This window comes from Arthrobacter sp. Y3221114, assembly GCF_059092625.1.
Genome location: NZ_JBNHHW010000007.1, coordinates 61,184 through 81,842, shown reverse-complemented (window position 1 = coordinate 81,842; position 20,659 = coordinate 61,184). Strand labels below are relative to the sequence as shown.

Sequence of the window (20,659 nt, the reverse complement as noted above, 5' to 3'; positions counted from 1 at the left end):
GATGGATATCGATATGAGCGCCCTGCGGCTGCTTGAGCGCGAACGCGAAATTCCGCTGGACCTGCTGATCCCCACGATCGAGCAGGCCCTGCTGGTGGCCTACCACAAGTCCCCCGGCTCGATCGACCAGGCCCGGGCCGAGCTGGACCGCAAGAGCGGCCACGTCACCATCTGGGCAGCCGAGGTGGACGACGACGGCACCGTGATCGGTGAGTTCGACGACACGCCCAGCGGGTTCGGCCGGATCGCCGCCAGCACGGCACGCCAGATCATCCTGCAGCGGCTGCGCGACGCCGAGGACGACAACGTCCTGGGCGCGTTCCGCGGCAAGGAGGGGGAGTTGGTTTCCGGCTTGATCCAGCAGGGCCACAACCCCCATATGGTCCAGGTGGACCTTGGCACGGTGGAGGCACTGCTGCCGCCGCCCGAACAGGTCCCGGGGGAAAGCTACGTCCATGGCACCCGCCTGCGCGCCTATGTGGTGGATGTCCACCGCGGCATGAAGGGCCCCTCGATCACGCTGTCCCGTTCCCATCCGGGGTTGGTGCGCAAGCTCTTCGAACTTGAAGTACCTGAAATCGCGGACAAGAGCGTGGAGATCGTTGCCCTGGCGCGGGAGGCCGGCCACCGGACAAAGATCGCCGTCAAGGCCAACGTGCCCGGACTGAATGCCAAGGGTGCCTGCATCGGCGAGATGGGTTCGCGCGTGCGGGCCGTCATGACCGAGCTGCATGACGAGAAGATCGACATCGTCGACTTCAGCGAGGATCCGGCGACGTTCATCGCCAGCGCGCTGTCGCCGTCGCGGGTCAGCTCCGTGACGATTACCGACGCGGAAACCCGTTCCGCCCGGGTCGTGGTGCCGGATTACCAGCTCTCGCTGGCGATCGGCAAGGAAGGGCAAAACGCCCGTCTGGCGGCGAAACTGACGGGCTGGCGGATCGACATCGTGTCCGACGCGGCCATGGCCGGATAGCGCCTGTAGAAGCGAAGACCAAGCCAGGCTGCGAGCCTGCAACACGCCCGGTTCGTTGGCCGGGCACTGGAAGCGGTAGAATATCCATGGCCGGGTTTCCCGACAGTCAAAAGCCCATGCAGGCGCGCGCCCAGGCGGCCACGCCGCCCCAGCGGACCTGCATAGGCTGCCGGCGCCGGGAAGACCAGGCCGTTCTGCTGCGGCTGGCAGTCGAAGAGGTCGGCGGTGTTCCCACCGTCGTCGTCGATCCGGCCCGCCGCAGGCCCGGACGCGGTGCCTGGATGCACCGCGAACCGGAATGTATGGAGCTGGCACTGAAACGGCGTGCCTTCGGCAGGGCCTTCCGGGCCACTGTCGACAGCAGCGCTGTTGCACACCAGTTCCGTGCTGACGACGAGGCGGCCACCGCGGCCGGCCCCGTCACCCCAACCGTCCAACCTGAAAGCGGGTCAGAAAACTGATGGAAACCCGATGAGTGCCAAGTGATGAGTACTTCATTGTGCTCCGCCCGCGGCGTTTCAGCCCTTTCTGCTGAAAGCCGCAGCAAGAAATAGACGGTTCGTGCCCGGCAGACCTGCCTCGTGCGGACCGAGACAGGAGAAATGTGGCCAAGGTCCGCGTACACGAGCTGGCAAAAGAGCTCGGTATTACCTCGAAAGATGCAGTATCCAAACTGCAGGAGTTGGGCGAATTCGTCCGCTCAGCGTCATCGACCATTGAGGCACCCGTCGTGAAGAAGCTTCGCGACGCGTTCCCCGCCGCCGCCCCGAAGGGCGAACAGGCGGCCCCCAAGACAACGCCAAAGGCAGCGCCCAAGCCGGGAGCGAAGCCCGCTCCGAGCGCAGCGCCGGCCGCCCCGGCGGCGGAACCGGCTCCGGCCGCGGAAGCCGCCAAGCCGTCGCCTGCCGCCCCGGCCGCTCCGGCTGCTCCGGCCGCTCCGGCGGCTCCGGCTGCGGAGGCGACCGAAGCCCCGAAGCGCGCAGAAGCACCGGCTGCCAAGCCGGGATCTGCAGCTCCGCGTCCCGGCGGTCCCGCCGCCGCACGGCCGGGTGCTCCGCGCCCCGGCGGCCCGCGCCCCGGCAACAACCCCTTCGCTACTTCGCAGGGCATGCCCCGTGGCCGCGGCGACCGAGACAGCGAGCGTGCACCGCGTCCGGGCAACAACCCGTTTGCAACCTCGCAGGGCATGCCGCGTCCGGGCGGCCCGCGTCCTCCGGCGGCCGGCCAGGGCGGCCCCCGTCCTGCCGCACCGCGTCCCGGCGCTGCACCGCGTCCGGGTGCTCCCGCGCGGCCCGGCGCACCACGTCCCGGCGCACCGCGTCCCGGCGGTGCCCGGCCTACTCCGGGCATGATGCCCAACCGCACTGAGCGACCGGCTCCGGCCGGCCGTGGCGGCGGCGCCCCCGGACGTCCGGGCGCTCCGGCCCGCCCCGGGGCCGGCGGACCGCCGGCTGCAGGCGGCGGTTTCGGCAAGGGCGGCCGCGGACGCGGCGGCACCCAGGGTGCCTTCGGCAAGGGAGGCGCCGGCCGCGGCAAGCAGCGCAAGTCCAAGCGCGCCAAGCGCCAGGAACTGGAGCAGATGAGCGCACCGTCGCTGGGCGGTGTCTCGGTACCCCGCGGCGACGGCAGCACCGTTGTCCGGCTGCGCCGTGGCTCCTCCATCACCGACTTCGCCGACAAGATCGAGGCGAACCCGGCCGCGCTGGTCACCGTGCTGTTCCACCTCGGTGAGATGGCCACCGCCACGCAGTCGCTGGACGAAGACACCTTCGAGCTGCTGGGCGTCGAACTGGGCTACAAGATCCAGGTTGTCTCCCCCGAGGACGAAGAGCGCGAACTGCTCGACTCGTTCGACATCGACCTTGACGCAGAACTCGAGGCCGAGGGCGAAGACGACCTGGAGCGGCGCCCGGCCGTCGTGACGGTCATGGGCCACGTGGACCACGGTAAGACCCGCCTGCTGGATGCCATCCGCAACACCCGCGTGGGCGAAGGCGAGCACGGCGGCATCACCCAGCACATCGGCGCCTACCAGATCGACTTCCAGCACGATGACCGGGACCGGAAGATCACCTTCATCGACACCCCGGGCCACGAGGCGTTCACCGCCATGCGTGCCCGTGGCGCGAAGGTCACCGACATCGCCATCCTGGTGGTGGCCGCGGACGACGGCGTCATGCCGCAGACCGTGGAAGCCCTGAACCACGCGCAGGCGGCCGGCGTGCCCATCGTCGTCGCCGTGAACAAGATCGACAAGGAAGGCGCCAACCCGGAGAAGATCCGCGGCCAGCTGACCGAGTACGGCCTGGTTCCGGAGGAATACGGCGGCGACACCATGTTCGTGGACGTATCGGCACGTGAGGGCCTGCACATCGAGGATCTCCTTTCGGCCGTGCTGCTGACGGCTGACGCCGCGCTGGACCTGCGGGCCAATCCGAACAAGGACGCCCGCGGCATCGCGATCGAGGCAAACCTGGACAAGGGCCGCGGCGCCGTGGCGACCGTACTGGTCCAGTCCGGAACGCTGCGGGTGGGCGACGCCATCGTCACCGGCAGCGCCCACGGCCGCGTGCGTGCCATGTTCGATGAGGACGGCGCATCCGTCACCGAGGCCGAACCGTCGCGTCCGGTCCAGGTGCTGGGTCTGTCCACCGTCCCGCGTGCCGGCGACACCTTCCTGGTGACCGACGACGAGCGAACCGCCCGCCAGATCGCCGAGAAGCGCGAAGCCGCGGACCGCAACGCAGCGCTGGCCAAGCGCCGCAAGCGCATCAGCCTCGAGGACTTCGACAAGGCCGTGGCCGAGGGCAAGGTCGACACCCTCAACCTCATCCTCAAGGGCGACGTGTCCGGTGCCGTGGAGGCGCTGGAAGACTCGCTGCTCAAGATCGATGTGGGCGAGGATGTCCAGCTGCGCGTTATCCACCGCGGTGTCGGTGCCATCACGCAGAACGACGTGAACCTGGCCACCGTGGACAACGCCATCATCATCGGCTTCAACGTGAAGCCGGCCGAGCGGGTGGCCGAACTGGCCGACCGCGAGGGCGTGGACATGCGCTTCTACTCGGTCATCTACGCGGCGATCGATGACATCGAGCTCGCGCTGAAGGGCATGCTGAAGCCGGAGTACGAAGAGGCACAGCTGGGCACCGCCGAAATCCGCGAGATTTTCCGTTCGTCCAAGTTCGGAAATATCGCCGGCTCCATCGTCCGCTCGGGCACGATCCGCCGCAATACCAAGGCACGTGTCACCCGCGACGGCAAGGTCATCGGCGAGAACCTCACCGTTGACTCGCTCAAGCGGTTCAAGGACGACGCGACCGAGGTCCGCGAAGGATTCGAATGTGGTATCGGACTTGGGTCGTTCAACGACCTCAAGGAAGGCGACATCATCGAGACCTTCGAAATGCGCGAAAAGCCGCGCGTCTAGCAGCCGGCTTGCAGCGGGCGTCCGGTGGCATCGCCGCCGGGCGCCCGCTGTTCCGCCATCAACACGAGAATTGAGGAGGGGTCATGGCAGACCCAGCACGCGCCGCCAAGATGGCCGACCGGATCAAAGTTGTGGTGGCCCAGGCGCTCGAGCGCCGGGTCAAGGATCCCCGCTTAGGATTCGTGACCATCACCGACGCCCGGGTGACCAACGACCTGCAGCACGCCACCGTCTATTACACGGTGTTCGGCGACGCCGAAGAGCAGGACGGCACGCGCAAGGCACTCGAGTCCGCCAAGGGCGTCCTGCGGGCAGAAGTGGGTCGGAACATCACCGCCCGGCTTACGCCCACGCTGGAATTCGTTCCGGATGAGATTCCGGTGAACGCCAGCCACCTGGAGGAGCTCTTGCGGGCCGCGAAGGCCAAGGACGCCGAGGTGGCAGCTTTGGCCGAAGGCGCCGCTTTCGCCGGGGAAGAGGATCCGTACCGCAAGCCCGAAGATGAGGACGAGGACGAATCCGGCCGCGGAGCACGTCCGGAATAACGGCTGCTGCGCGGCGTAACGACCGCTGCACGGCTCGACGACCGCTGCACCAAATGGTGGGCCACCTGCTGTGCGCAGGCGGCCCACCGTTTTCTTTGCGCCGGCAGTCGGGGATCAGTGCAGGTGGATCTTGATGACCTTGCCGGCGGGCGGTGTCTTCCCGGTGAAGTCAGGCAGGGCATTCGTCGTCGCGTAGAGCCGGTCGCCGCGGATCTCCAGCGCACCCGGGGCAGTGGTCTCAAAGAACGTTTCCACCTCGTGGTGGCCCCTCTTCAGCACGGAGATCTCGTTGCCGAACATCTCGGCAATGTAGACGTCGCCGCGTGAGCTAACAGCCAGGTTGGTGGCGCCGGACAGGCCATCGGCCAGCTGCACGACCTTCCCGGTGTGGGCATGGACCTTGTAGACGCGCCCGAGCGCGCCGATGCTCCCGTCTTCGGGCCCGCCCGGCAGCGAGGTGACGTACAGCCAGCCGTGCCGGCCAAACTCCACGTCCGTGGGCACCGGCTCCAGATAGTACTTCTGGCCGACCACGCAGTCCGGCAGGCCCATGCCTGCCGCCAGCTCAGCGGTCACCCGGAAGGAAACCGGAGGCAGCACCGCGACGGTGCTGACCCGCTTGCTGTGCTTGTCGACCTTCAGGATGGCGTTGCCGCCGGCGTCGGCGACGTAGATGCTGTGCCTGTTGGCGGCCGTGGCATAGGCGTTGGAGTCAACGTTGCCCTTGTACTTGGCCGGGATCCCCTCCGGAATCTTGTCCAGGCACTGCTGGTCCTCCACATGGCGGAAGCCGTAGGTGACGCGGCCGTCCGGGTTGCGCTTCGCCTCATAGGCTGCCACGTCAGCGATCTTCTTCGGCGTGGCCTTGTGGTCATGCCGGTCCAAGGACTGGATCCACTGCACGTTCGGCAGGCCGTCCATGCCGCCGGCACCGGTGCCTTCGGAGAAGTAGACCGTGTGCTTGTAGAGGGAGACGGCTGCGACCTGGGGGCCGCCGGAGCTGTACAAGACTTCGGGATCGTCATGGCGCGGGATCCTGTTCAGGATGCCGGCGAAGTTCTGTGTCACAAACAGGCCGTGCCGGCCGGCGGCAAGACTCAGCGGCGATTGCAGCCCCTCGGCAAGCACGGTCGCCGACGGAGCCTCCGGGCTCTCCCGGTGGGCCGATGCCGGTGCCAGGCCAGTGCCGAACGCAAGGCCGAGCGCCAGGGGAAGGGCGAGATACAGCGGTGGTTTTTTCACGATTGAGCTCCTGAAGAGAGCCGCAGGGCACCCCGGATGACCCGCAGGTCGATGGGGTGACCGAAGGAACAAGGGCTAGTGATGCCGAATAGGCGACTGTGCCGGTGGCCTGCTGAAATCCCTCGTAAGGCCGCATCGACGGCACGCGATTAGCTCAAAATATTGCAGCCCGCGGAGGCTGTCAACGATGCACGCTTTAAGCCCCGACCGGCCGCGCACCGGGACGCCATATACTGAAAGGCGTGACTTCTGGCCTGCTCCGTTCCGGATTGATACTCGTCGACAAGCCGCAGGGGTGGACCAGCCACGACGTCGTCGGCCGCATGCGCCGCCTGGCCGGAACGCGGAAGGTCGGCCATGCCGGCACCCTGGATCCCATGGCCACGGGCGTGCTGGTGGTCGGCGTCAACAAAGCCACCCGGCTGCTGACCTACATCGTCGGCGCCTCCAAGACGTACGACGCGACCATCCGGCTGGGCCAGTCGACGGTGACCGACGACGCCGAGGGCGACGTCACCGGGGAAACCATCGCCGCGGCCGTGACGGAACAGCAGATCAGGGACGGGATCGCCGGGCTGACCGGGGACATCCTGCAGGTGCCGAGCAGCGTCTCCGCCATCAAGGTCAACGGGCAGCGGTCCTATGCGCGCGTACGCTCCGGACAGGACGTGGTGTTGGCGGCCCGCCCGGTGACGGTCCACAGGTTCGAGGTCCACGGCATACGGCGCGGCCGGGGCGGCAAAGTGCAGGACGTGGACGTCACCGTCGAATGCTCGTCGGGAACCTACATCCGGGCCCTGGCCCGCGATCTCGGACAGCGGCTCGGCGTCGGCGGACATCTGACGGCCCTGCGCCGGACCCGGGTAGGTCCGTTCCGGATCGAGGACGCCGCCACGCTGGATGAACTGGCCGAAGACCTGCAGATGACGGCCCTGGACGAGGCCGCCAGGGTGCTGTTTCCGGTCCGGGAACTCAGCGCCACGGAAGCCGACGACGTCTCGCACGGCCGACGCATTTCCGCCGGGGGATTACCTGGCGCGACGGCGGCGTTCGCGCCGGGCGGTTCGCTGGTAGCGCTGCTGGAAGACAACGGTTCGCAAGCCAAACCCCTGCTGGTGTTCGCACCGGGAAACGAGGCAGAAGCACAGTGATCATTGACGGTTTTTTCATTGCCGGCGCGGTGGTCACCCTGCTTGCTGCGGTCGTCTGCGTGGTGGCCGCCATCCTGAAGTACGGGCCCAACGACGTCACGATTCTCTCGGTCGCCGCTGTGGAGTTGTTTCTGCTGGTCTACGGGGTGGCCGGTATCATCAGACAGGCTTCCGGTGAGGCTGTCACCGGGGAAACCTGGGAATTCTGGGGCTACCTGATCACCGCACTGCTGGTTCCGGTAGCGGCCTTCTGGTGGTCCATCATGGACCGCAGCCGGTGGAGCAACCTGGTGCTGGGGGCCGCAGGAATCACGGTATTCGTCATGCTGGTGAGAATGGAACAAATTTGGGACGGAGCAATCGCCGTATGAAATCCGGCCAGGAACAACAACGGGCCAGGCAAACCCGGGACGTGAACGCCGCCGCCGGCCGCGCCACCGGTCCCGGGCGGCTCCTGGTAGCGGTCTACGGGGTCTTCGCGCTCTCCGCCAGCGCCCGCGCGGGCTACCAGATAGCAACCAAGTTCGCAGAAGCGCCGGTGGCGTACCTGCTCTCCGCCTTCGCCGCCGTCGTGTATATCCTGGCGACCGTCACGCTGGCCAAGTCCGGCACCCGTTCCTACTGGCTGTCCGTGGCGGCCGTGAGCATCGAACTGGTGGGTGTCCTGGCCGTCGGGCTGCTGAGCGTGCTGGATCCCCAGTTGCTTCCGCAGGACACGGTGTGGTCAGGCTTCGGCAAGGGGTACGGATACATTCCCCTGCTGCTGCCGATCATCGGCCTGTGGTGGCTCTGGCGGCACCGGCCGTCGGCGGGCCTGAAGCCCTCCGAAGATCGTCCATAATGGAAGGGGTCCCGACCACGGGGGCCGCACCCGCTGAAGGCCCGATCGACGAGGAGTTTACTGTGCACTACTGGAAAGACCTGGCCGACGTACCCCGCGGCTATGGTCCGTCAGTGGTGACACTGGGAAACTTCGACGGCGTCCACCGCGGACACCAGCAGGTGCTGCGCCGCCTGGTGGAGACCGCGTCCGCCCGGGGGAGGAGGGCGGTGGCGATTTCTTTCGACCCGCATCCTTCCCAGGTCCATCGACCGGACGCCGCCCCGCAGCTGATCATGGGACTTCAGGACCGGGTCGAGGCGTTGGAGGCCAGCGGCCTGGACGGGCTGCTGATGATGACCTACACGCTGGAACTGGCCGGAGAAACGCCGGAGGAGTTTGTCCGCAAGGTCTTCGTGGAGGCCCTCGGGGCCACTGCCGTGGTGATCGGCCACGACACCCGGTTCGGGAAGAACAACGCCGGCGACCTGAACACCATGCAGGAACTGGGGCGCCAGTTCGGCTTCACCGTCGAAGTCGTCGACGAATATGAAACGGATGCGGAGCACGATGCCGCCGGCAGCGGCCGGCGTTACTCGTCGTCCTGGGTCCGCGAAGCCCTCGCCGCCGGGGATGTCGCCACCGCGGCGGAGGTGCTCGGGCGCGCCCACCGGATGCGCGGCGAAGTGGTGCACGGCGACGCCCGCGGCCGCGAACTGGGGTTTCCCACCGCGAACCTGTCCAAGCATGCAACGGGCATGATCCCCGGCGACGGCGTTTACGCCGGCTGGCTGGTGGACCAGCACGGGACCAGGTGGCCGGCCGCGATTTCGGTGGGTTCGAATCCGACGTTCGAGGGGGCCAGCCGCCGGGTCGAGGCGCACGTCATCGACCGGCCGCAGGAGGAGACGGACGACTTCGATCTCTACGGCCAGCAGGTGGTGGTCGAGTTCGTGGAACGCTTGCGCGGCATGGTGGCCTACACCGGCCCCGAGGCGCTGATCGCCCAAATGCGCGACGACGTTGTGCGTACGCGTAGCCTGCTTTCGACAGACTGAGCCCGCAACAGGTAAACTTGCCGGTGGATTCGGCTGCGGTCCGTGGCGGCTGTATCCCTCCGTGCTCTGCCGCGGGCAAGCCTCTGGCTGCCGGCGCAAAATACGGAGCCCCCGGCAGCGAAGTGCTGACTCGGGCCTCACGGCACAACTTCTAGGAGTTACTGTGGCATTGGACGCCGCGCTCAAGCAGGAAATCATCAAGGAATACGCCACGCACGAGGGCGACACGGGTTCTCCCGAGGTACAGATCGCTGTTCTGTCCCGTCGCATCTCCGACCTGACGGAACACCTGAAGATGCACAAGCACGACCACCACACCCGCCGCGGCCTCATGGCCCTGGTCGGCCGTCGTCGTCGCATGCTCACCTACCTGCGTGACACCGACATCACGCGCTACCGGTCGCTCATCGAGCGCCTCGGCCTGCGCCGCTAGCACGTGAACGAGGCGGCTCTTTTCGTCCACTGCGACTAGGGGACAGGAGAGCCGCCTTTTTCCTACCACGCCGGTTTCCGGCGCGGCAGGACCACGGCCGGCGGGAGACCGGCGGCCGATAATTACATCAACTGGAGACTTTCGGTATCGCGGCATTCGCGGTCCTCGGTAGTGGCTTCCGGGACGCCCCAGGGCAGCCCGTAGGTCTCGATCGAAGACCGGGTGGCGTACAGGCAGGCTGGCCGTGAAGCGGCCTCGCAGGTTTGGGCAGATACCGGCAGCCTCCGCACTCGAAGAAACGGAGGTGGCTCTCTTGGAGGGTCCCGAAATTCAGTACTCAGAAGCCGTCATCGACAACGGCCGGTTCGGCCAGCGCGTAGTCCGGTTCGAAACCGGCCGCGTGGCCCAGCAGGCGGCCGGCTCGGCGATGGTCTACATCGACGAAGACACCGCATTGCTCTCCGCCACCACGGCGGGCAAGTCCCCGCGTGAGGGCTTCGACTTCTTCCCGCTGACCGTCGACGTGGAAGAGCGGATGTACGCCGCCGGCCGCATCCCGGGCTCGTTCTTCCGCCGCGAAGGCCGCCCGTCCACCGAAGCGATCCTGGCCTGCCGCCTGATGGACCGCCCGCTGCGCCCCGCCTTCGTCAAGGGGCTGCGCAACGAGGTCCAGGTAGTGGTGACCGTGTTGGCGATTAATCCGGACGTCATGTACGACGTCGTCGCGATCAACGCCTCTTCCATGTCCACCCAGCTGAGCGGCCTGCCGTTCTCCGGCCCGATCGGCGGCGTCCGCGTGGCACTGGTGGACGGCCAGTGGGTGGCCTTCCCCAAGCACTCCGAACTGGAGCGCGCCGTGTTCAGCATGGTGGTGGCCGGCCGCATCGCCGCCGGCGACGACATTGCCATCATGATGGTCGAGGCCGAGGCGACCGACAACGCCTGGAACCTGATCAAGGAAGAGGGCGCCACCGCCCCCACCGAAGAGGTCGTGGCCGAGGGCCTCGAGGCCGCCAAGCCGTTCATCCGGGCGCTGTGCGAGGCCCAGTCCGATCTGGCTGCGCGCGCCGCCAAGCCGACCGTCGAATTCCCGATCTTCAAGGACTACGAGGACGATGCCTTCGCCGCCGTGGAGTCGGCCGCAGCCGCCAAGCTGACGGAGATCTTCTCGATCGGCGACAAGCAGCAGCGCAACGAGGCCGCAGACGCCTTCAAGGCCGAGGTCCTGGCGCAGCTGGCCGGCACCGAGACGGCGGAATTCGCCGGCCGCGAGAAGGAAATCTCCGCAGCCTTCAACGCCGTGACCAAGAAGGTTGTCCGCCAGCGCATCCTCACCGAACAGGTGCGCATCGACGGCCGCGGGCTGAGCGACATCCGCAAGCTGACCGCCGAGGTCGAGGTCCTGCCCCGCGTCCACGGCTCCGCCATCTTCGAGCGCGGCGAAACCCAGATCCTGGGCGTCACCACGCTGAACATGCTGAAGATGGAGCAGCAGATCGATTCGCTGTCGCCGGTAACGCGCAAGCGCTACATGCACAACTACAACTTCCCGCCTTACTCCACCGGTGAGACCGGCCGCGTGGGCTCGCCCAAGCGCCGTGAAATCGGCCACGGCGCGCTGGCCGAGCGCGCCCTGGTGCCGGTGCTGCCGTCGCGTGAAGAGTTCCCGTACGCCATCCGCCAGGTCTCCGAGGCGCTGAGCTCCAACGGCTCCACCTCCATGGGCTCGGTCTGCGCTTCCACTCTGTCCCTGCTCAACGCCGGCGTGCCGCTGAAGGCTCCGGTGGCGGGCATCGCCATGGGCCTCGTCTCCGACCAGGTTGACGGCGAAACCCGCTACGCGGCGCTCACCGACATCCTGGGCGCCGAGGACGCCATGGGCGACATGGACTTCAAGGTCGCCGGCACCGCGGAGTTCGTCACGGCCATCCAGCTGGACACCAAGCTCGACGGCATTCCCGCCTCCGTGCTGGCCGCCGCGCTGAAGCAGGCCCGTGAGGCACGGCTGCACATCCTCGGCGTGATCAATGCCGCGATCGACCAGCCGGACGAGATGAGTGAATTCGCCCCGCGGATCATCTCGGTGAAGATCCCGGTGGACAAGATCGGCGAGGTCATCGGCCCCAAGGGCAAGATGATCAACCAGATCCAGGAAGACACCGGCGCGGACATCTCCATCGAGGACGACGGCACCGTGCTGATCGGCGCGACCGACGGTGCCGCCGCCGAAGCCGCCCGCGCGGCCGTCAACGCGATCGCCAACCCGCAGATCCCCGAGGTGGGCGAGCGCTACCTGGGCACGGTCGTGAAGACCACCACCTTCGGTGCCTTCGTGTCGCTGACCCCGGGCAAGGACGGCCTGCTGCACATCTCCGAGCTGCGTAAGCTGGCCGGCGGCAAGCGCGTGGACAACGTCGACGACGTCGTCGCGGTGGGCCAGAAGGTCCAGGTCGAGATCACCAAGATCGACGACCGCGGCAAGCTGTCGCTCGCACCGGTCGTGGCCGAGGAGGCCGCAGCCGACGAGGCGTCGGCCGAAGAGGCTGTGGCCGAGTAAGTATGACCGTCGTCGCCCTGCCGCTGGTCGGCAGCATGCAGCATGCCGACGCCACCGAGCTCGGCGGGTCGGACCCCACGCTGGTCCACGGCGAACCGGGCGGCGCCATCGTGCGCCGCTCGGTGCTGCCCGGGGGAGTGCGGGTGCTGACCGAAGCAATGCCGGGCCAGCGGTCGGCGACGATCGGATTCTGGGTTGGTGTTGGCTCGCGGGATGAAGCTGCGGGCCAACACGGCTCGACCCACTTTTTGGAGCACCTGCTCTTCAAAGGCACCAGGCGCCGGACGGCGCTGGACATCGCCTCCGCCTTCGACGAGGTCGGCGGTGAATCCAATGCGGCCACGGCCAAGGAAAGCACGTGCTACTACGCCCGCGTCCTGGATTCGGACCTGCCGATGGCCATCGACGTGATCGCGGACATGGTCACTTCCGCCGTCCTCGACCCGCAGGAGCTTGAACAGGAACGCGGGGTTATCCTCGAAGAGATCGCCATGGACAATGACGATCCCGCCGACGTGTGCCATGAAAAATTTGTAGAGGCGGTGCTCGGCGGGCACCCCCTGGGCAGGCCGATCGGCGGGACGCCGGAGGCGATCAAAGCGGTCGCCCGCGACTCCGTCTGGGCCCACTACCAGCGCTACTACCGGCCGGACGAGCTGGTGGTCACCGCCGCCGGTGGCCTGGACCACGACGCCGTGTGCGCCCAGGTGCTCGCCGCCCTGGAGTCGGCCGGCTGGCACCTCGAGGCCGGCGCGGTTCCGGTGCCCCGGCGGGAGACAGCGGCTGCGGCCATCGCCCCCGTCGCCGGCACCTACGTGCACCGCCGTCCGGTCGAGCAGGCGAACATCGTCATGGGCTGCCCGTCGATCAACGCCACCGACGAGCGCCGCTTTGTCATGAGCGTGCTCAACGCCGTGCTGGGCGGCGGCATGTCCTCCCGGCTCTTCCAGGAAATCCGGGAGAAACGGGGCCTGGCCTACGCCACCTATTCGTTCTCCGGCGCCTACGCCGATGCGGGCTACTTCGGCATGTATGCCGGTTGTTCGCCGGCCAAAACCGGACAGGTCATCGACCTGCTCGGTGCCGAACTCGACCGGCTGGCGGCCGACGGCATCTCCGCCGACGAGCTGCGCCGGGCCGTCGGCCAGCTTTCGGGCGGCATTGTGATGGCCCTGGAAGACAGCGGTTCGCGGATGTCGCGGTTGGGCCGCGCCGAACTGGTGTCCGGGGAGTTTTTGGACATCGATGAGTCGCTCGCCCGGATCGAGGCCGTCACCGCCGGGCAGGTCCGGGAGCTCGCCGGCGAACTGGCCGCGGCGCCGCGCGTTGTTACCGTCGTCGGACCCTTCGACTCTGCGGCGGACTTCGGCCGGTAGGCGGCCCCGCCGGCCCCGCGGATAGCCGGGCCCCGGAAATAAGGGAGGCGGCGGTCAGCCGCCGGCAAACGGGGGCAGGATGTCAATCACGTCGTCTGCCGCCAGCGGTGCCTGCCGGTCCTTCCATGCCACCTCGTTGCGCAGGAAACTGCTCCGGGCGAGGACCGACTCCATCGACGGAGCGGACGATCTGCCCGGTGCCGCAGCCGTCGGAAGCGCACCGCCGGCCGACGGGCCGGCCCCGGCACCGGCCGGCACCGGTGCCTTCGACGCCGCCGGGCTGTGGCGGGCAAGGACTTCGCGCAGCACCGTGTCCAGCGTGCTGCCATCGGGCAGCTGCAGGAATTCCTCTTCGACGCCGGCGGCGGCCTGGGCCGCACCGAAATACCGGATGATCATCTATCCGCCTATCGCACTCATGGTCCGGTCCGGTTGGACGAAGTCCGTGCCGCCCAGACCTGCATGATCCATACCGTGGGCTTTGGGTTTGGCCCACATCGCGTTCCGCCACCGCTCCGCCACCGCGTCGTCGTCCGCACCGGAGCGCAGGAGGGCCAGCAGGTCCGTTTCCTCGTGCGAGAACAGGCAGGAGCGTACCTTGCCCTCGGCGGTGACCCGGGTGCGGCGGCAATCGGCACAGAACGGTTCCGTCACGGAGGCGATGATCCCCACGGTGCCGGCGACGACGTCGGGGCGGTTCCGCCGTCGCACTTCCCACCGTTCCGCCGGGGCGCCGTCGCGTTCGCGCGGATCCGGGGAGAGCAGGAAGTCCGGCTCCAGCAGGGCACGGATTTCGGCGGCCGACAGCATGTTCTGCCGGGTCCAGCCGTGGTCGGCGTCCAGCGGCATCTGCTCGATGAACCTCAGCTCGTAGCCCCGTTCCACCGACCAGTCCAGCAGCGCGGGGGCCTCGGCGTCGTTGATGCCGCGCATCAGCACCGCGTTGATCTTCAGCAGACCCAGGCCGGCCGCGTCGGCGGCTTCGATGCCGGCGAGCACCCGGTCCAAAAACGGGCGGCGGGTCAGCTGCGCGAATGTCTCCGGATGCAGCGAGTCCAGCGAGACGTTGATCCGCGTCAGGCCGGCCGCCTTCAGGGCGGCGGCCTTCTTCTCCAGCCCGAGGGCGTTGGTGGTCAGCGACACCGGCAGGTCGGGGTGGTTGTTCCGGACGGCAGCGATGATGTCCACCAGACCCGCACGGACCAGGGGTTCGCCGCCGGTCAGGCGCAGCTCGCGCACCCCCAGCTGCCCGACGGCGATCCGGACCAGCCGGACCACCTCGTCGTCGCTGAGGACCTGTTCCTTGGCCAGCCAGTCCAGGCCCTCGGCCGGCATGCAATAGGTGCAGCGGAGATTGCACTTGTCGGTCAGCGAGATCCGCAGGTCGGTGGCCACCCGGCCAAAGCGGTCCACCAGCGCCGGGCCGGTCCCTGCAGGGCGCGCCGGAGCCGCGGTGGACGCGGCCCCGCCCGGAACCTGCGGCATTCCCAGATCAACGCTCATACCTCGAGGGTACCCGGCGGAGGCCGGCCGTTGCGGGATGGCCCCGGCGGGTGCGAAACCCGGCGCAACCGAACTGTGTCGCATTCCGCATTTGCGGAACTATACTGCTTCACATGACGCAAATACGCATCTCGGATGCGGCGCGCTTCCTGGGGGTCAGCGACGACACCCTCCGCCGCTGGATCGACGCCGGGGTCCTGGCCAAGCACCGGGACGCCTCCGGCCGGGCGACGGTGGACGGCGCGGAGCTGGCCGCCCTGGCCCGGGAGCAGTCGGCCCTGCCGCAGGACCCCACGGGAATCGGCAGCTCGGCCCGCAACCGCTTCGTGGGGATCGTGACGGATGTCCGGCGGGACGCGGTGATGGCCCAGGTGGAGCTGCAGTGCGGTCCGCACCGGGTGGTGTCTTTGATGAGCGCCGAAGCCGTCCATGACCTCGGCATCGAACCGGGCTCGGTGGCGGTGGCTTCGGTCAAGGCGACCATGGTCGTCGTCGAGACCCCGTCGGGGACGAGCTGAGGTGCGCCACTGGCAGCGCCTGGCCGGCCCGGCGGCGGCCGCCGCCTGCGTCCTCGCCGGCAGCGCGTGTGCGGCGCCGGCCCCGCCAGGACCGGGGGCGGCCGGCGGTTCCGGGCTGCACGGCACGGTCACCGTTTTCGCCGCGGCGTCGTTGCACTCCGTCTTTTCCGGCCTGGCCAACGAGTTCGAGGCCGACCACCCCGGGGTGGACGTGCGCCTGAACAGCGGCGGTTCTTCCGACCTTGCCACCCAGATCCTGGCGGGCGCCCCGGCGGATATCTTCGCGGCGGCCGACCAGGCAACCATGGACCTGGTTGCCGGGCAGGGGTTAACCGACGGCCCGCCGGAGGCCTTCGCCACCAACGTCCTGCAGATCGCGGTGCCGGCCCGGAACCCTGCCGGTGTCGCTTCGCTGGACGACCTGGCCGATCCCGGGGTGAAAACCGTCCTGTGCGCACCCCAGGTTCCCTGCGGCGCCGCGGCCGCCACCGTCCAGCGCGCCGCCGGCGTGGACATTCCGGCGGTCAGCGAAGAGCAGTCGGTCACCGACGTCCTGGGCAAGGTGCTCTCCGGCCAGGCCGATGCCGGCCTGCTGTATGCGACGGACGTGCAGGGCGCCGGGGGCAAGGTCCGCGGCATCCCCCTCCCGGAAGCCGGGCAGGCGGTCAACGCCTACCCGATCGTCAGCCTGAAAGGGGCGGACAACCCTGCGGCAGCCGAAGCCTTCATGGATTTCGTCACCGGGAGCACCGGCCAACGGGCCCTGGCCGCCGCGGGATTCGGCCCGCCGTAGCCGCTGCCCCGCACCCCGGCATGACGAGGGTGCCGGCCGGGATTGCGGACAACCTTTGGGACGAACGGGAGACTATGAATACGACGACGGCGGTGCGCGCCCCGGTGCCTTATTGGGTGTATCCGCTGGCTGCAGCCGGCGCTGTCTTCGTCCTGCTGCCGCTGGCCGGGATGGCGGCGCGGGTGAACTGGCTGGAGTTTCCCCGGCTCGTCACCTCCGAGTCGTCGGTGGCCGCGCTGGGCCTGAGCCTGCGGACTGCCGCCGCCAGCACGGCCTTATGCATCGTGCTGGGCGTCCCGATGGCGCTGGTGCTGGCGCGCAGCAGGTTCCCGGGCCAGCAGGTGGTCCGGTCACTCGTGCTGTTGCCCCTGGTGCTGCCGCCCGTCGTCGGCGGTCTCGCCCTGCTGTATACGTTCGGGCGCCGCGGGCTGCTCGGCGGCACCTTCGAAATGGTCGGCGTCGACATCGCCTTCTCCACCACCGCCGTGGTGCTCGCCCAGTCGTTCGTGGCGCTGCCGTTCCTGGTGCTCAGCCTCGAAGGTGCGCTGCGCACGGCGGGCACCAGGTATGAAGCGGTCGCGGCAACGTTGGGCGCCCGGCCGTCCCGGGTCCTGCGCACGGTGACCCTGCCGCTGGTGCTGCCGGGGCTGCTCTCCGGGTCGGTGCTGTCCTTTGCCCGGTGCCTGGGCGAGTTCGGAGCCACCCTGACTTTTGCCGGAAGCCTGGAGGGAGTCACGCGCACGCTGCCGCTGGAAATCTACCTGCAGCGGGAAACCGATGCCGATGCCGCGGTGGCGCTGTCGCTCGTGCTGGTGGTGGTCGCCGTCGCCGTGGTGGTGCTGGTCCACCGCAGGACCGGCCCGGCCTGGGCGGCGGGTGTCCGGTGAGCCTGGAACTGACCGCGCGGCTGCCGTCCCGCGGCTTCGAGGCGGACTTCGGCGTTGCCGACTCAGAAACCGTCGCCGTGCTCGGCCCCAACGGCGCCGGCAAGTCCACCCTGCTCGGCGTGGTGTCCGGGCTGCTGCGTCCCGACTGGGGCCGGGCGGAACTGGACGGCAAGGTGCTGTACAGCGCCGGGCAGCCGCAGCCGGACCGCTGGGTGCCTGCCCATGCCCGCGGCGTCGGCCTGCTGGCGCAGGACCCGCTGTTGTTTCCGCACCTGGGCGTCGAGGCCAATGTCGCCTACGGGCTGCGCAGCCGGGGAGCCTCCCGGGCCGAAGCCCGCAAGGCCGCCCGGCATTGGCTGGCGGAACTGGACGCCTCCGGGCTGGCCGACCGCCGGCCGGCCGAGCTCTCCGGGGGCCAGGCGCAGCGCGTCGCCGTGGCCCGTGCGCTGGCGGCCGACCCCTCGCTGCTGCTGTTTGACGAGCCGATGTCCGCCCTCGATATCACAGCGGCGCCGGCCCTGCGCAGGCTGCTCCGCAGGGTCCTGGCAGGGCGCAGCGCCGTCATCGTCACCCATGACGCGCTGGACGCCCTGCTGCTGGCCGACCGGGTGGTGGTCATGGACGGCGGGCGGATCGTCGAGCAGGGGCCGGTGCGCGAAGTGTTTGCCCGGCCGCGCAGCGCCTTCGCCGCCGGCATGACGGGGCTGAATTTCGTCACCGGCACCGCCACGGAGACCGGGCTGGTCGGCGCCGACGGGACGCACTGGAGCGGCGAGGCCGAAGCCGGGCTGCGTCCCGGCGACCCGGCAGCGGCGGTGTTCCGCCCTGCCGCGGTGGCGCTGTTCCCGGACCTGCCGGCCGGCAGCCCGCGCAACGCCGTGGCGGCCACCGTGACCGAACTGGTGCCGCACGGCGGCCTGGTCACGGTCAGGGCCGGCTGGCTGGCCGCCGAGGTCACGCCCGCCGCGGTGTCCGACCTGTCGCTGGCTCCGGGGGAACGCGTGCACTTTGTGGTCAAGGCGGCCGAGGTGGCGATCTACCGGCGCTGACCGTCCCGTCCGGGTAAGGGGCGGGGCCGTCCGCGGTCGTCCCCTAGGATGGCACCAGAACATGTACCAGCGGCGGCACAAACCCCCGGCACTACCGGCCGCCGGTTCCGCCTGCGACAAGGAGGGCCAGTGGCACAGAGCGTTGCCGGGCATTGCGCCGACGTCGAGGAATTGCTCCGTCAGGCGGCACGGGGCTGCCTCGTGGGAAGCGAGACGGTGGACCTGGCGTCGGCCCTCGGGCGGGTGCTGGCCGCCGATGTCGCGGCGCCGATGAGCCTGCCGCCCTTCGCGAACTCGCAGATGGACGGCTACGCGGTCCGCAGCGCGGAGACCGCCGGCGGCGCCGAGCTCGCCGTGGCCGCGGCGATTCCCGCCGGACATGCCGCCCCGGCGCTGCCGCCGAACTCGGCGGCACCGATCATGACGGGGGCCATGCTGCCCGAGGGGGCCGACGCCGTCGTGCCGATCGAGGAAGCCGTGCCGGACGCCTTCCCGGCCGAGGGCGAGGGACACACGGTCATGCTGCCGGAAACGCGGGCCGGCCGGTTTGTCCGCGCCGCCGGCAGCGATATTGCCGCCGGCGACGTCGCGCTGGCGGCCGGAACGGTGCTGAAGGCGCCGCAGCTGGGCTTGCTCGCCGCGCTCGGCATGGCCTCCGCCGAGGTGCGGCCGCGGCTGCGGGTGCTGCTGCTGAGCACGGGCGACGAGGTGGTGGCCGCCGGCGCACGGTTGGGGGCGGGGCAGATCTACGATGCCAACAACGCCATGCTGGCGGCATCGCTGCGGGAGGCCGGCTGCGATGTGGTGTTGAGCCGGATCCTGGCCGACTCGGCGCCGGAGTTCCGCCGCCGGCTCGACGACGACCTGCGCCGCCACGGCGCCGACCTGGTGCTGACCTCCGGCGGAATCTCCAAGGGCGCCTTCGAAGTGGTCCGGCAGGCGCTCGAGCCCGAAGGGGTGGCTTTCGGCTCTGTGGCGATGCAGCCGGGCGGGCCGCAGGGCGCCGGCCGGATCGGCGAGGCGGTCTTCCTGGCCTTCCCGGGAAACCCGGTCAGTTGCCTGGTCTCGTTCGAGATGTTCCTGCGTCCCGCGCTGACGGCCGTGCTGGGAGCCCCGGCTCCGCGGACGGTGCTGCGCGCCCCGCTGGCGGAAGCCGCGGAGTCGCCCGCCGCCAAACACCAGGTGCGGCGCGGCCGTTACGACGGCGCACGGGTGCAGATGGTGGGCGGGGCAGGGTCCCATTTGGTGCACGCGCTGGCGCAGTCCAATGCGCTGGTCCACCTGCCCGTGGGGATGGAGCGCGCCGAAGCCGGCCAAGACGTGGAAATATGGCTGCTATGAGCGAAGCAGAACGCCTGACCCACGTCCGCGAGGACGGCACGGCGCACATGGTCGATGTCAGCGGCAAGGACGAAACCACCCGGGAGGCGACCGCGCAGGCGGTGCTCACCACCCGCCCCGACGTGGTCGAACTCCTGGCCGCCGGATCGCTGCCCAAGGGCGACGCGTTGGCCGTCAGCCGGGTGGCCGGGATCATGGCGGCGAAGCAGACGCCGCAGCTGATCCCGCTGTGCCATCCGTTGCCGATCAGCAAGGTTACCGTTGACTTTTTCCCGGCCGCGGAGTCCGTGCGGATCGAGGCGACGGTGAAGACGCGATCGGTCACCGGCGTGGAAATGGAGGCACTGACCTCCGCCTCGGTGGCGGCGCTGAGCCTGTACGACATGGTCAAGGCCGTGGACAAGCACGCGGTCATCTCCGACATCAAGGTGCTGGCCAAATCCGGGGGCAAGAGCGGGGACTGGGCGCTGTGAGCGCCAGGACCGCCGGCATCATCGTTGCCTCCACCCGCGCCGCGGCCGGCGCCTACGAGGACGAATGCGCGCCGTTGATTTCCGAGTGGCTGGCCGGACACGGCCTGGCCGCCGGCGTCCCGCAGATCGTTGCCGACGGCGAACCCGTCCGCCAAGCGCTGCGGAAGATGCTCGCTGCCGGGCCCCGGGTCATCGTCACCAGCGGAGGCACCGGACTGGCCGCCGACGACCGCACCCCGGAAATCACCGCCGTCGCGCTGGAACGGGAACTGCCCGGCGTGATGGAAGCCATCCGCAGTTACGGGCGGACCAAGACCCCGCTGGCTGCGCTGAGCAGGGGCGTGGCCGGAACCGCCGGGTCCACCTTCGTGGTCAATCTGCCCGGATCTCCCGGGGGAGTGCGCGATGGGCTGGCCGCCCTGGATCCGCTGATCGGCCACATCTGCGCACAGCTGGAAGGCGATACCGACGCCGGCCACTCCGGCTAGGCGCCGCCCCTGCCGGTCA

At 69.2% G+C, this 20,659-nt stretch carries 21 protein-coding genes; 18 read left to right on the top strand and 3 right to left on the bottom strand.

The features are described from left to right. Window position 1: 1 nt before the first annotated feature. The 4 genes from nusA (at window position 2) to rbfA (ending at window position 4,951) form a co-directional block, all read left to right on the top strand. On the top strand, window positions 2–976 hold the full coding sequence (nusA, locus tag AC5RV3_RS14910; protein ID WP_494113863.1) for a transcription termination factor NusA: 975 nt from the start codon (window positions 2–4) through the stop codon (window positions 974–976). An 86-nt stretch (window positions 977–1,062) separates the two neighbouring features. Then, the gene (locus tag AC5RV3_RS14905) at window positions 1,063–1,437 is read left to right on the top strand and encodes a YlxR family protein (protein WP_494113862.1); all 375 of its coding nucleotides are present in this window, start codon (window positions 1,063–1,065) and stop codon (window positions 1,435–1,437) included. Between the two features lie 143 nt (window positions 1,438–1,580). Continuing rightward, window positions 1,581–4,406, top strand: coding sequence for a translation initiation factor IF-2 (infB, locus tag AC5RV3_RS14900; protein ID WP_494122796.1), 2,826 nt, complete (start codon window positions 1,581–1,583; stop codon window positions 4,404–4,406). An 83-nt stretch (window positions 4,407–4,489) separates the two neighbouring features. After that, complete coding sequence (gene rbfA, locus AC5RV3_RS14895) at window positions 4,490–4,951, top strand: 30S ribosome-binding factor RbfA (RefSeq protein WP_493988161.1); 462 nt, start codon at window positions 4,490–4,492, stop codon at window positions 4,949–4,951. 114 nt (window positions 4,952–5,065) lie between these two features. Here rbfA and AC5RV3_RS14890 read toward each other — a convergent pair whose 3' ends face one another. Next, complete coding sequence (locus AC5RV3_RS14890) at window positions 5,066–6,193, bottom strand: ScyD/ScyE family protein (RefSeq protein ID WP_494122795.1); 1,128 nt, start codon at window positions 6,191–6,193, stop codon at window positions 5,066–5,068. Window positions 6,194–6,435: 242 nt separating this feature from the next. Here AC5RV3_RS14890 and truB point away from each other — a divergent pair, with 242 nt between their 5' ends. The 7 genes from truB (at window position 6,436) to AC5RV3_RS14855 (ending at window position 13,588) form a co-directional block, all read left to right on the top strand. Continuing rightward, window positions 6,436–7,344 (top strand): tRNA pseudouridine(55) synthase TruB, encoded by a 909-nt coding sequence (truB, locus tag AC5RV3_RS14885; protein ID WP_494122794.1) that lies wholly within the window; start codon window positions 6,436–6,438, stop codon window positions 7,342–7,344. Window positions 7,345–7,346: 2 nt separating this feature from the next. Then, on the top strand, window positions 7,347–7,715 hold the full coding sequence (locus AC5RV3_RS14880; protein WP_493988249.1) for a hypothetical protein: 369 nt from the start codon (window positions 7,347–7,349) through the stop codon (window positions 7,713–7,715). Further along, window positions 7,712–8,185: a hypothetical protein gene (locus tag AC5RV3_RS14875; protein ID WP_494113814.1), complete on the top strand. Its 474-nt coding sequence runs from the start codon at window positions 7,712–7,714 to the stop codon at window positions 8,183–8,185. Before AC5RV3_RS14880 ends, AC5RV3_RS14875 begins: the two co-directional genes overlap by 4 nt. A gap of 62 nt (window positions 8,186–8,247) precedes the next feature. Then, window positions 8,248–9,222, top strand: a complete 975-nt coding sequence (locus AC5RV3_RS14870; protein ID WP_494122793.1) for a bifunctional riboflavin kinase/FAD synthetase — start codon at window positions 8,248–8,250, stop codon at window positions 9,220–9,222. Between the two features lie 163 nt (window positions 9,223–9,385). Beyond that, window positions 9,386–9,655, top strand: coding sequence for a 30S ribosomal protein S15 (rpsO, locus tag AC5RV3_RS14865; protein ID WP_493968104.1), 270 nt, complete (start codon window positions 9,386–9,388; stop codon window positions 9,653–9,655). Window positions 9,656–9,968: 313 nt separating this feature from the next. Continuing rightward, window positions 9,969–12,212, top strand: a complete 2,244-nt coding sequence (locus AC5RV3_RS14860) for a polyribonucleotide nucleotidyltransferase (protein WP_494122889.1) — start codon at window positions 9,969–9,971, stop codon at window positions 12,210–12,212. A 2-nt stretch (window positions 12,213–12,214) separates the two neighbouring features. After that, window positions 12,215–13,588: a M16 family metallopeptidase gene (locus tag AC5RV3_RS14855; RefSeq protein ID WP_494122792.1), complete on the top strand. Its 1,374-nt coding sequence runs from the start codon at window positions 12,215–12,217 to the stop codon at window positions 13,586–13,588. Window positions 13,589–13,642: 54 nt separating this feature from the next. Here AC5RV3_RS14855 and AC5RV3_RS14850 read toward each other — a convergent pair whose 3' ends face one another. Both AC5RV3_RS14850 and moaA read right to left on the bottom strand, forming a co-directional pair. Beyond that, on the bottom strand, window positions 13,643–13,987 hold the full coding sequence (locus tag AC5RV3_RS14850; RefSeq protein ID WP_494122791.1) for a MoaD/ThiS family protein: 345 nt from the start codon (window positions 13,985–13,987) through the stop codon (window positions 13,643–13,645). After that, entirely contained in the window at window positions 13,988–15,091 is a 1,104-nt protein-coding gene (gene moaA, locus AC5RV3_RS14845) for a GTP 3',8-cyclase MoaA (RefSeq protein WP_494122790.1), read from the bottom strand. 113 nt (window positions 15,092–15,204) lie between these two features. On the opposite strand from moaA, the gene AC5RV3_RS14840 reads away from it, so the two are divergent. The 7 genes from AC5RV3_RS14840 (at window position 15,205) to AC5RV3_RS14810 (ending at window position 20,640) form a co-directional block, all read left to right on the top strand. After that, entirely contained in the window at window positions 15,205–15,609 is a 405-nt protein-coding gene (locus AC5RV3_RS14840) for a TOBE domain-containing protein (RefSeq protein ID WP_494113809.1), read from the top strand. A 1-nt stretch (window position 15,610) separates the two neighbouring features. Further along, window positions 15,611–16,402, top strand: a complete 792-nt coding sequence (gene modA, locus AC5RV3_RS14835; protein WP_494122789.1) for a molybdate ABC transporter substrate-binding protein — start codon at window positions 15,611–15,613, stop codon at window positions 16,400–16,402. Between the two features lie 74 nt (window positions 16,403–16,476). After that, window positions 16,477–17,289, top strand: coding sequence for an ABC transporter permease (locus tag AC5RV3_RS14830; RefSeq protein ID WP_494122788.1), 813 nt, complete (start codon window positions 16,477–16,479; stop codon window positions 17,287–17,289). After that, window positions 17,286–18,338, top strand: a complete 1,053-nt coding sequence (locus AC5RV3_RS14825; protein ID WP_494122787.1) for a sulfate/molybdate ABC transporter ATP-binding protein — start codon at window positions 17,286–17,288, stop codon at window positions 18,336–18,338. Before AC5RV3_RS14830 ends, AC5RV3_RS14825 begins: the two co-directional genes overlap by 4 nt. Window positions 18,339–18,467: 129 nt before the next feature. Beyond that, window positions 18,468–19,679 carry a molybdopterin molybdotransferase MoeA gene (locus AC5RV3_RS14820; protein WP_494122786.1) on the top strand — a complete coding sequence of 404 codons (1,212 nt, stop codon included), beginning with the start codon at window positions 18,468–18,470 and terminating at the stop codon, window positions 19,677–19,679. Then, window positions 19,676–20,152, top strand: a complete 477-nt coding sequence (gene moaC / locus AC5RV3_RS14815) for a cyclic pyranopterin monophosphate synthase MoaC (RefSeq protein WP_494014178.1) — start codon at window positions 19,676–19,678, stop codon at window positions 20,150–20,152. The genes AC5RV3_RS14820 and moaC overlap by 4 nt, the downstream gene beginning before the upstream one ends. Further along, complete coding sequence (locus tag AC5RV3_RS14810; RefSeq protein ID WP_494122785.1) at window positions 20,149–20,640, top strand: MogA/MoaB family molybdenum cofactor biosynthesis protein; 492 nt, start codon at window positions 20,149–20,151, stop codon at window positions 20,638–20,640. Before moaC ends, AC5RV3_RS14810 begins: the two co-directional genes overlap by 4 nt. The last annotated feature ends 19 nt before the right edge of the window (window positions 20,641–20,659 follow it).

Coding starts and splice junctions, on each gene's coding strand:
- moaC (WP_494014178.1), top strand. CDS start 19,676: ATGAGCGAAGCAGAACGCCTGACCCACGTCCGCGAGGACGGCACGGCG.
- AC5RV3_RS14840 (WP_494113809.1), top strand. CDS start 15,205: ATGACGCAAATACGCATCTCGGATGCGGCGCGCTTCCTGGGGGTCAGC.
- nusA (WP_494113863.1), top strand. CDS start 2: ATGGATATCGATATGAGCGCCCTGCGGCTGCTTGAGCGCGAACGCGAA.
- rbfA (WP_493988161.1), top strand. CDS start 4,490: ATGGCAGACCCAGCACGCGCCGCCAAGATGGCCGACCGGATCAAAGTT.
- AC5RV3_RS14855 (WP_494122792.1), top strand. CDS start 12,215: ATGACCGTCGTCGCCCTGCCGCTGGTCGGCAGCATGCAGCATGCCGAC.
- AC5RV3_RS14850 (WP_494122791.1), bottom strand. CDS start 13,987: ATGATCATCCGGTATTTCGGTGCGGCCCAGGCCGCCGCCGGCGTCGAA.
- moaA (WP_494122790.1), bottom strand. CDS start 15,091: ATGAGCGTTGATCTGGGAATGCCGCAGGTTCCGGGCGGGGCCGCGTCC.
- AC5RV3_RS14830 (WP_494122788.1), top strand. CDS start 16,477: ATGAATACGACGACGGCGGTGCGCGCCCCGGTGCCTTATTGGGTGTAT.
- AC5RV3_RS14905 (WP_494113862.1), top strand. CDS start 1,063: ATGGCCGGGTTTCCCGACAGTCAAAAGCCCATGCAGGCGCGCGCCCAG.
- AC5RV3_RS14875 (WP_494113814.1), top strand. CDS start 7,712: ATGAAATCCGGCCAGGAACAACAACGGGCCAGGCAAACCCGGGACGTG.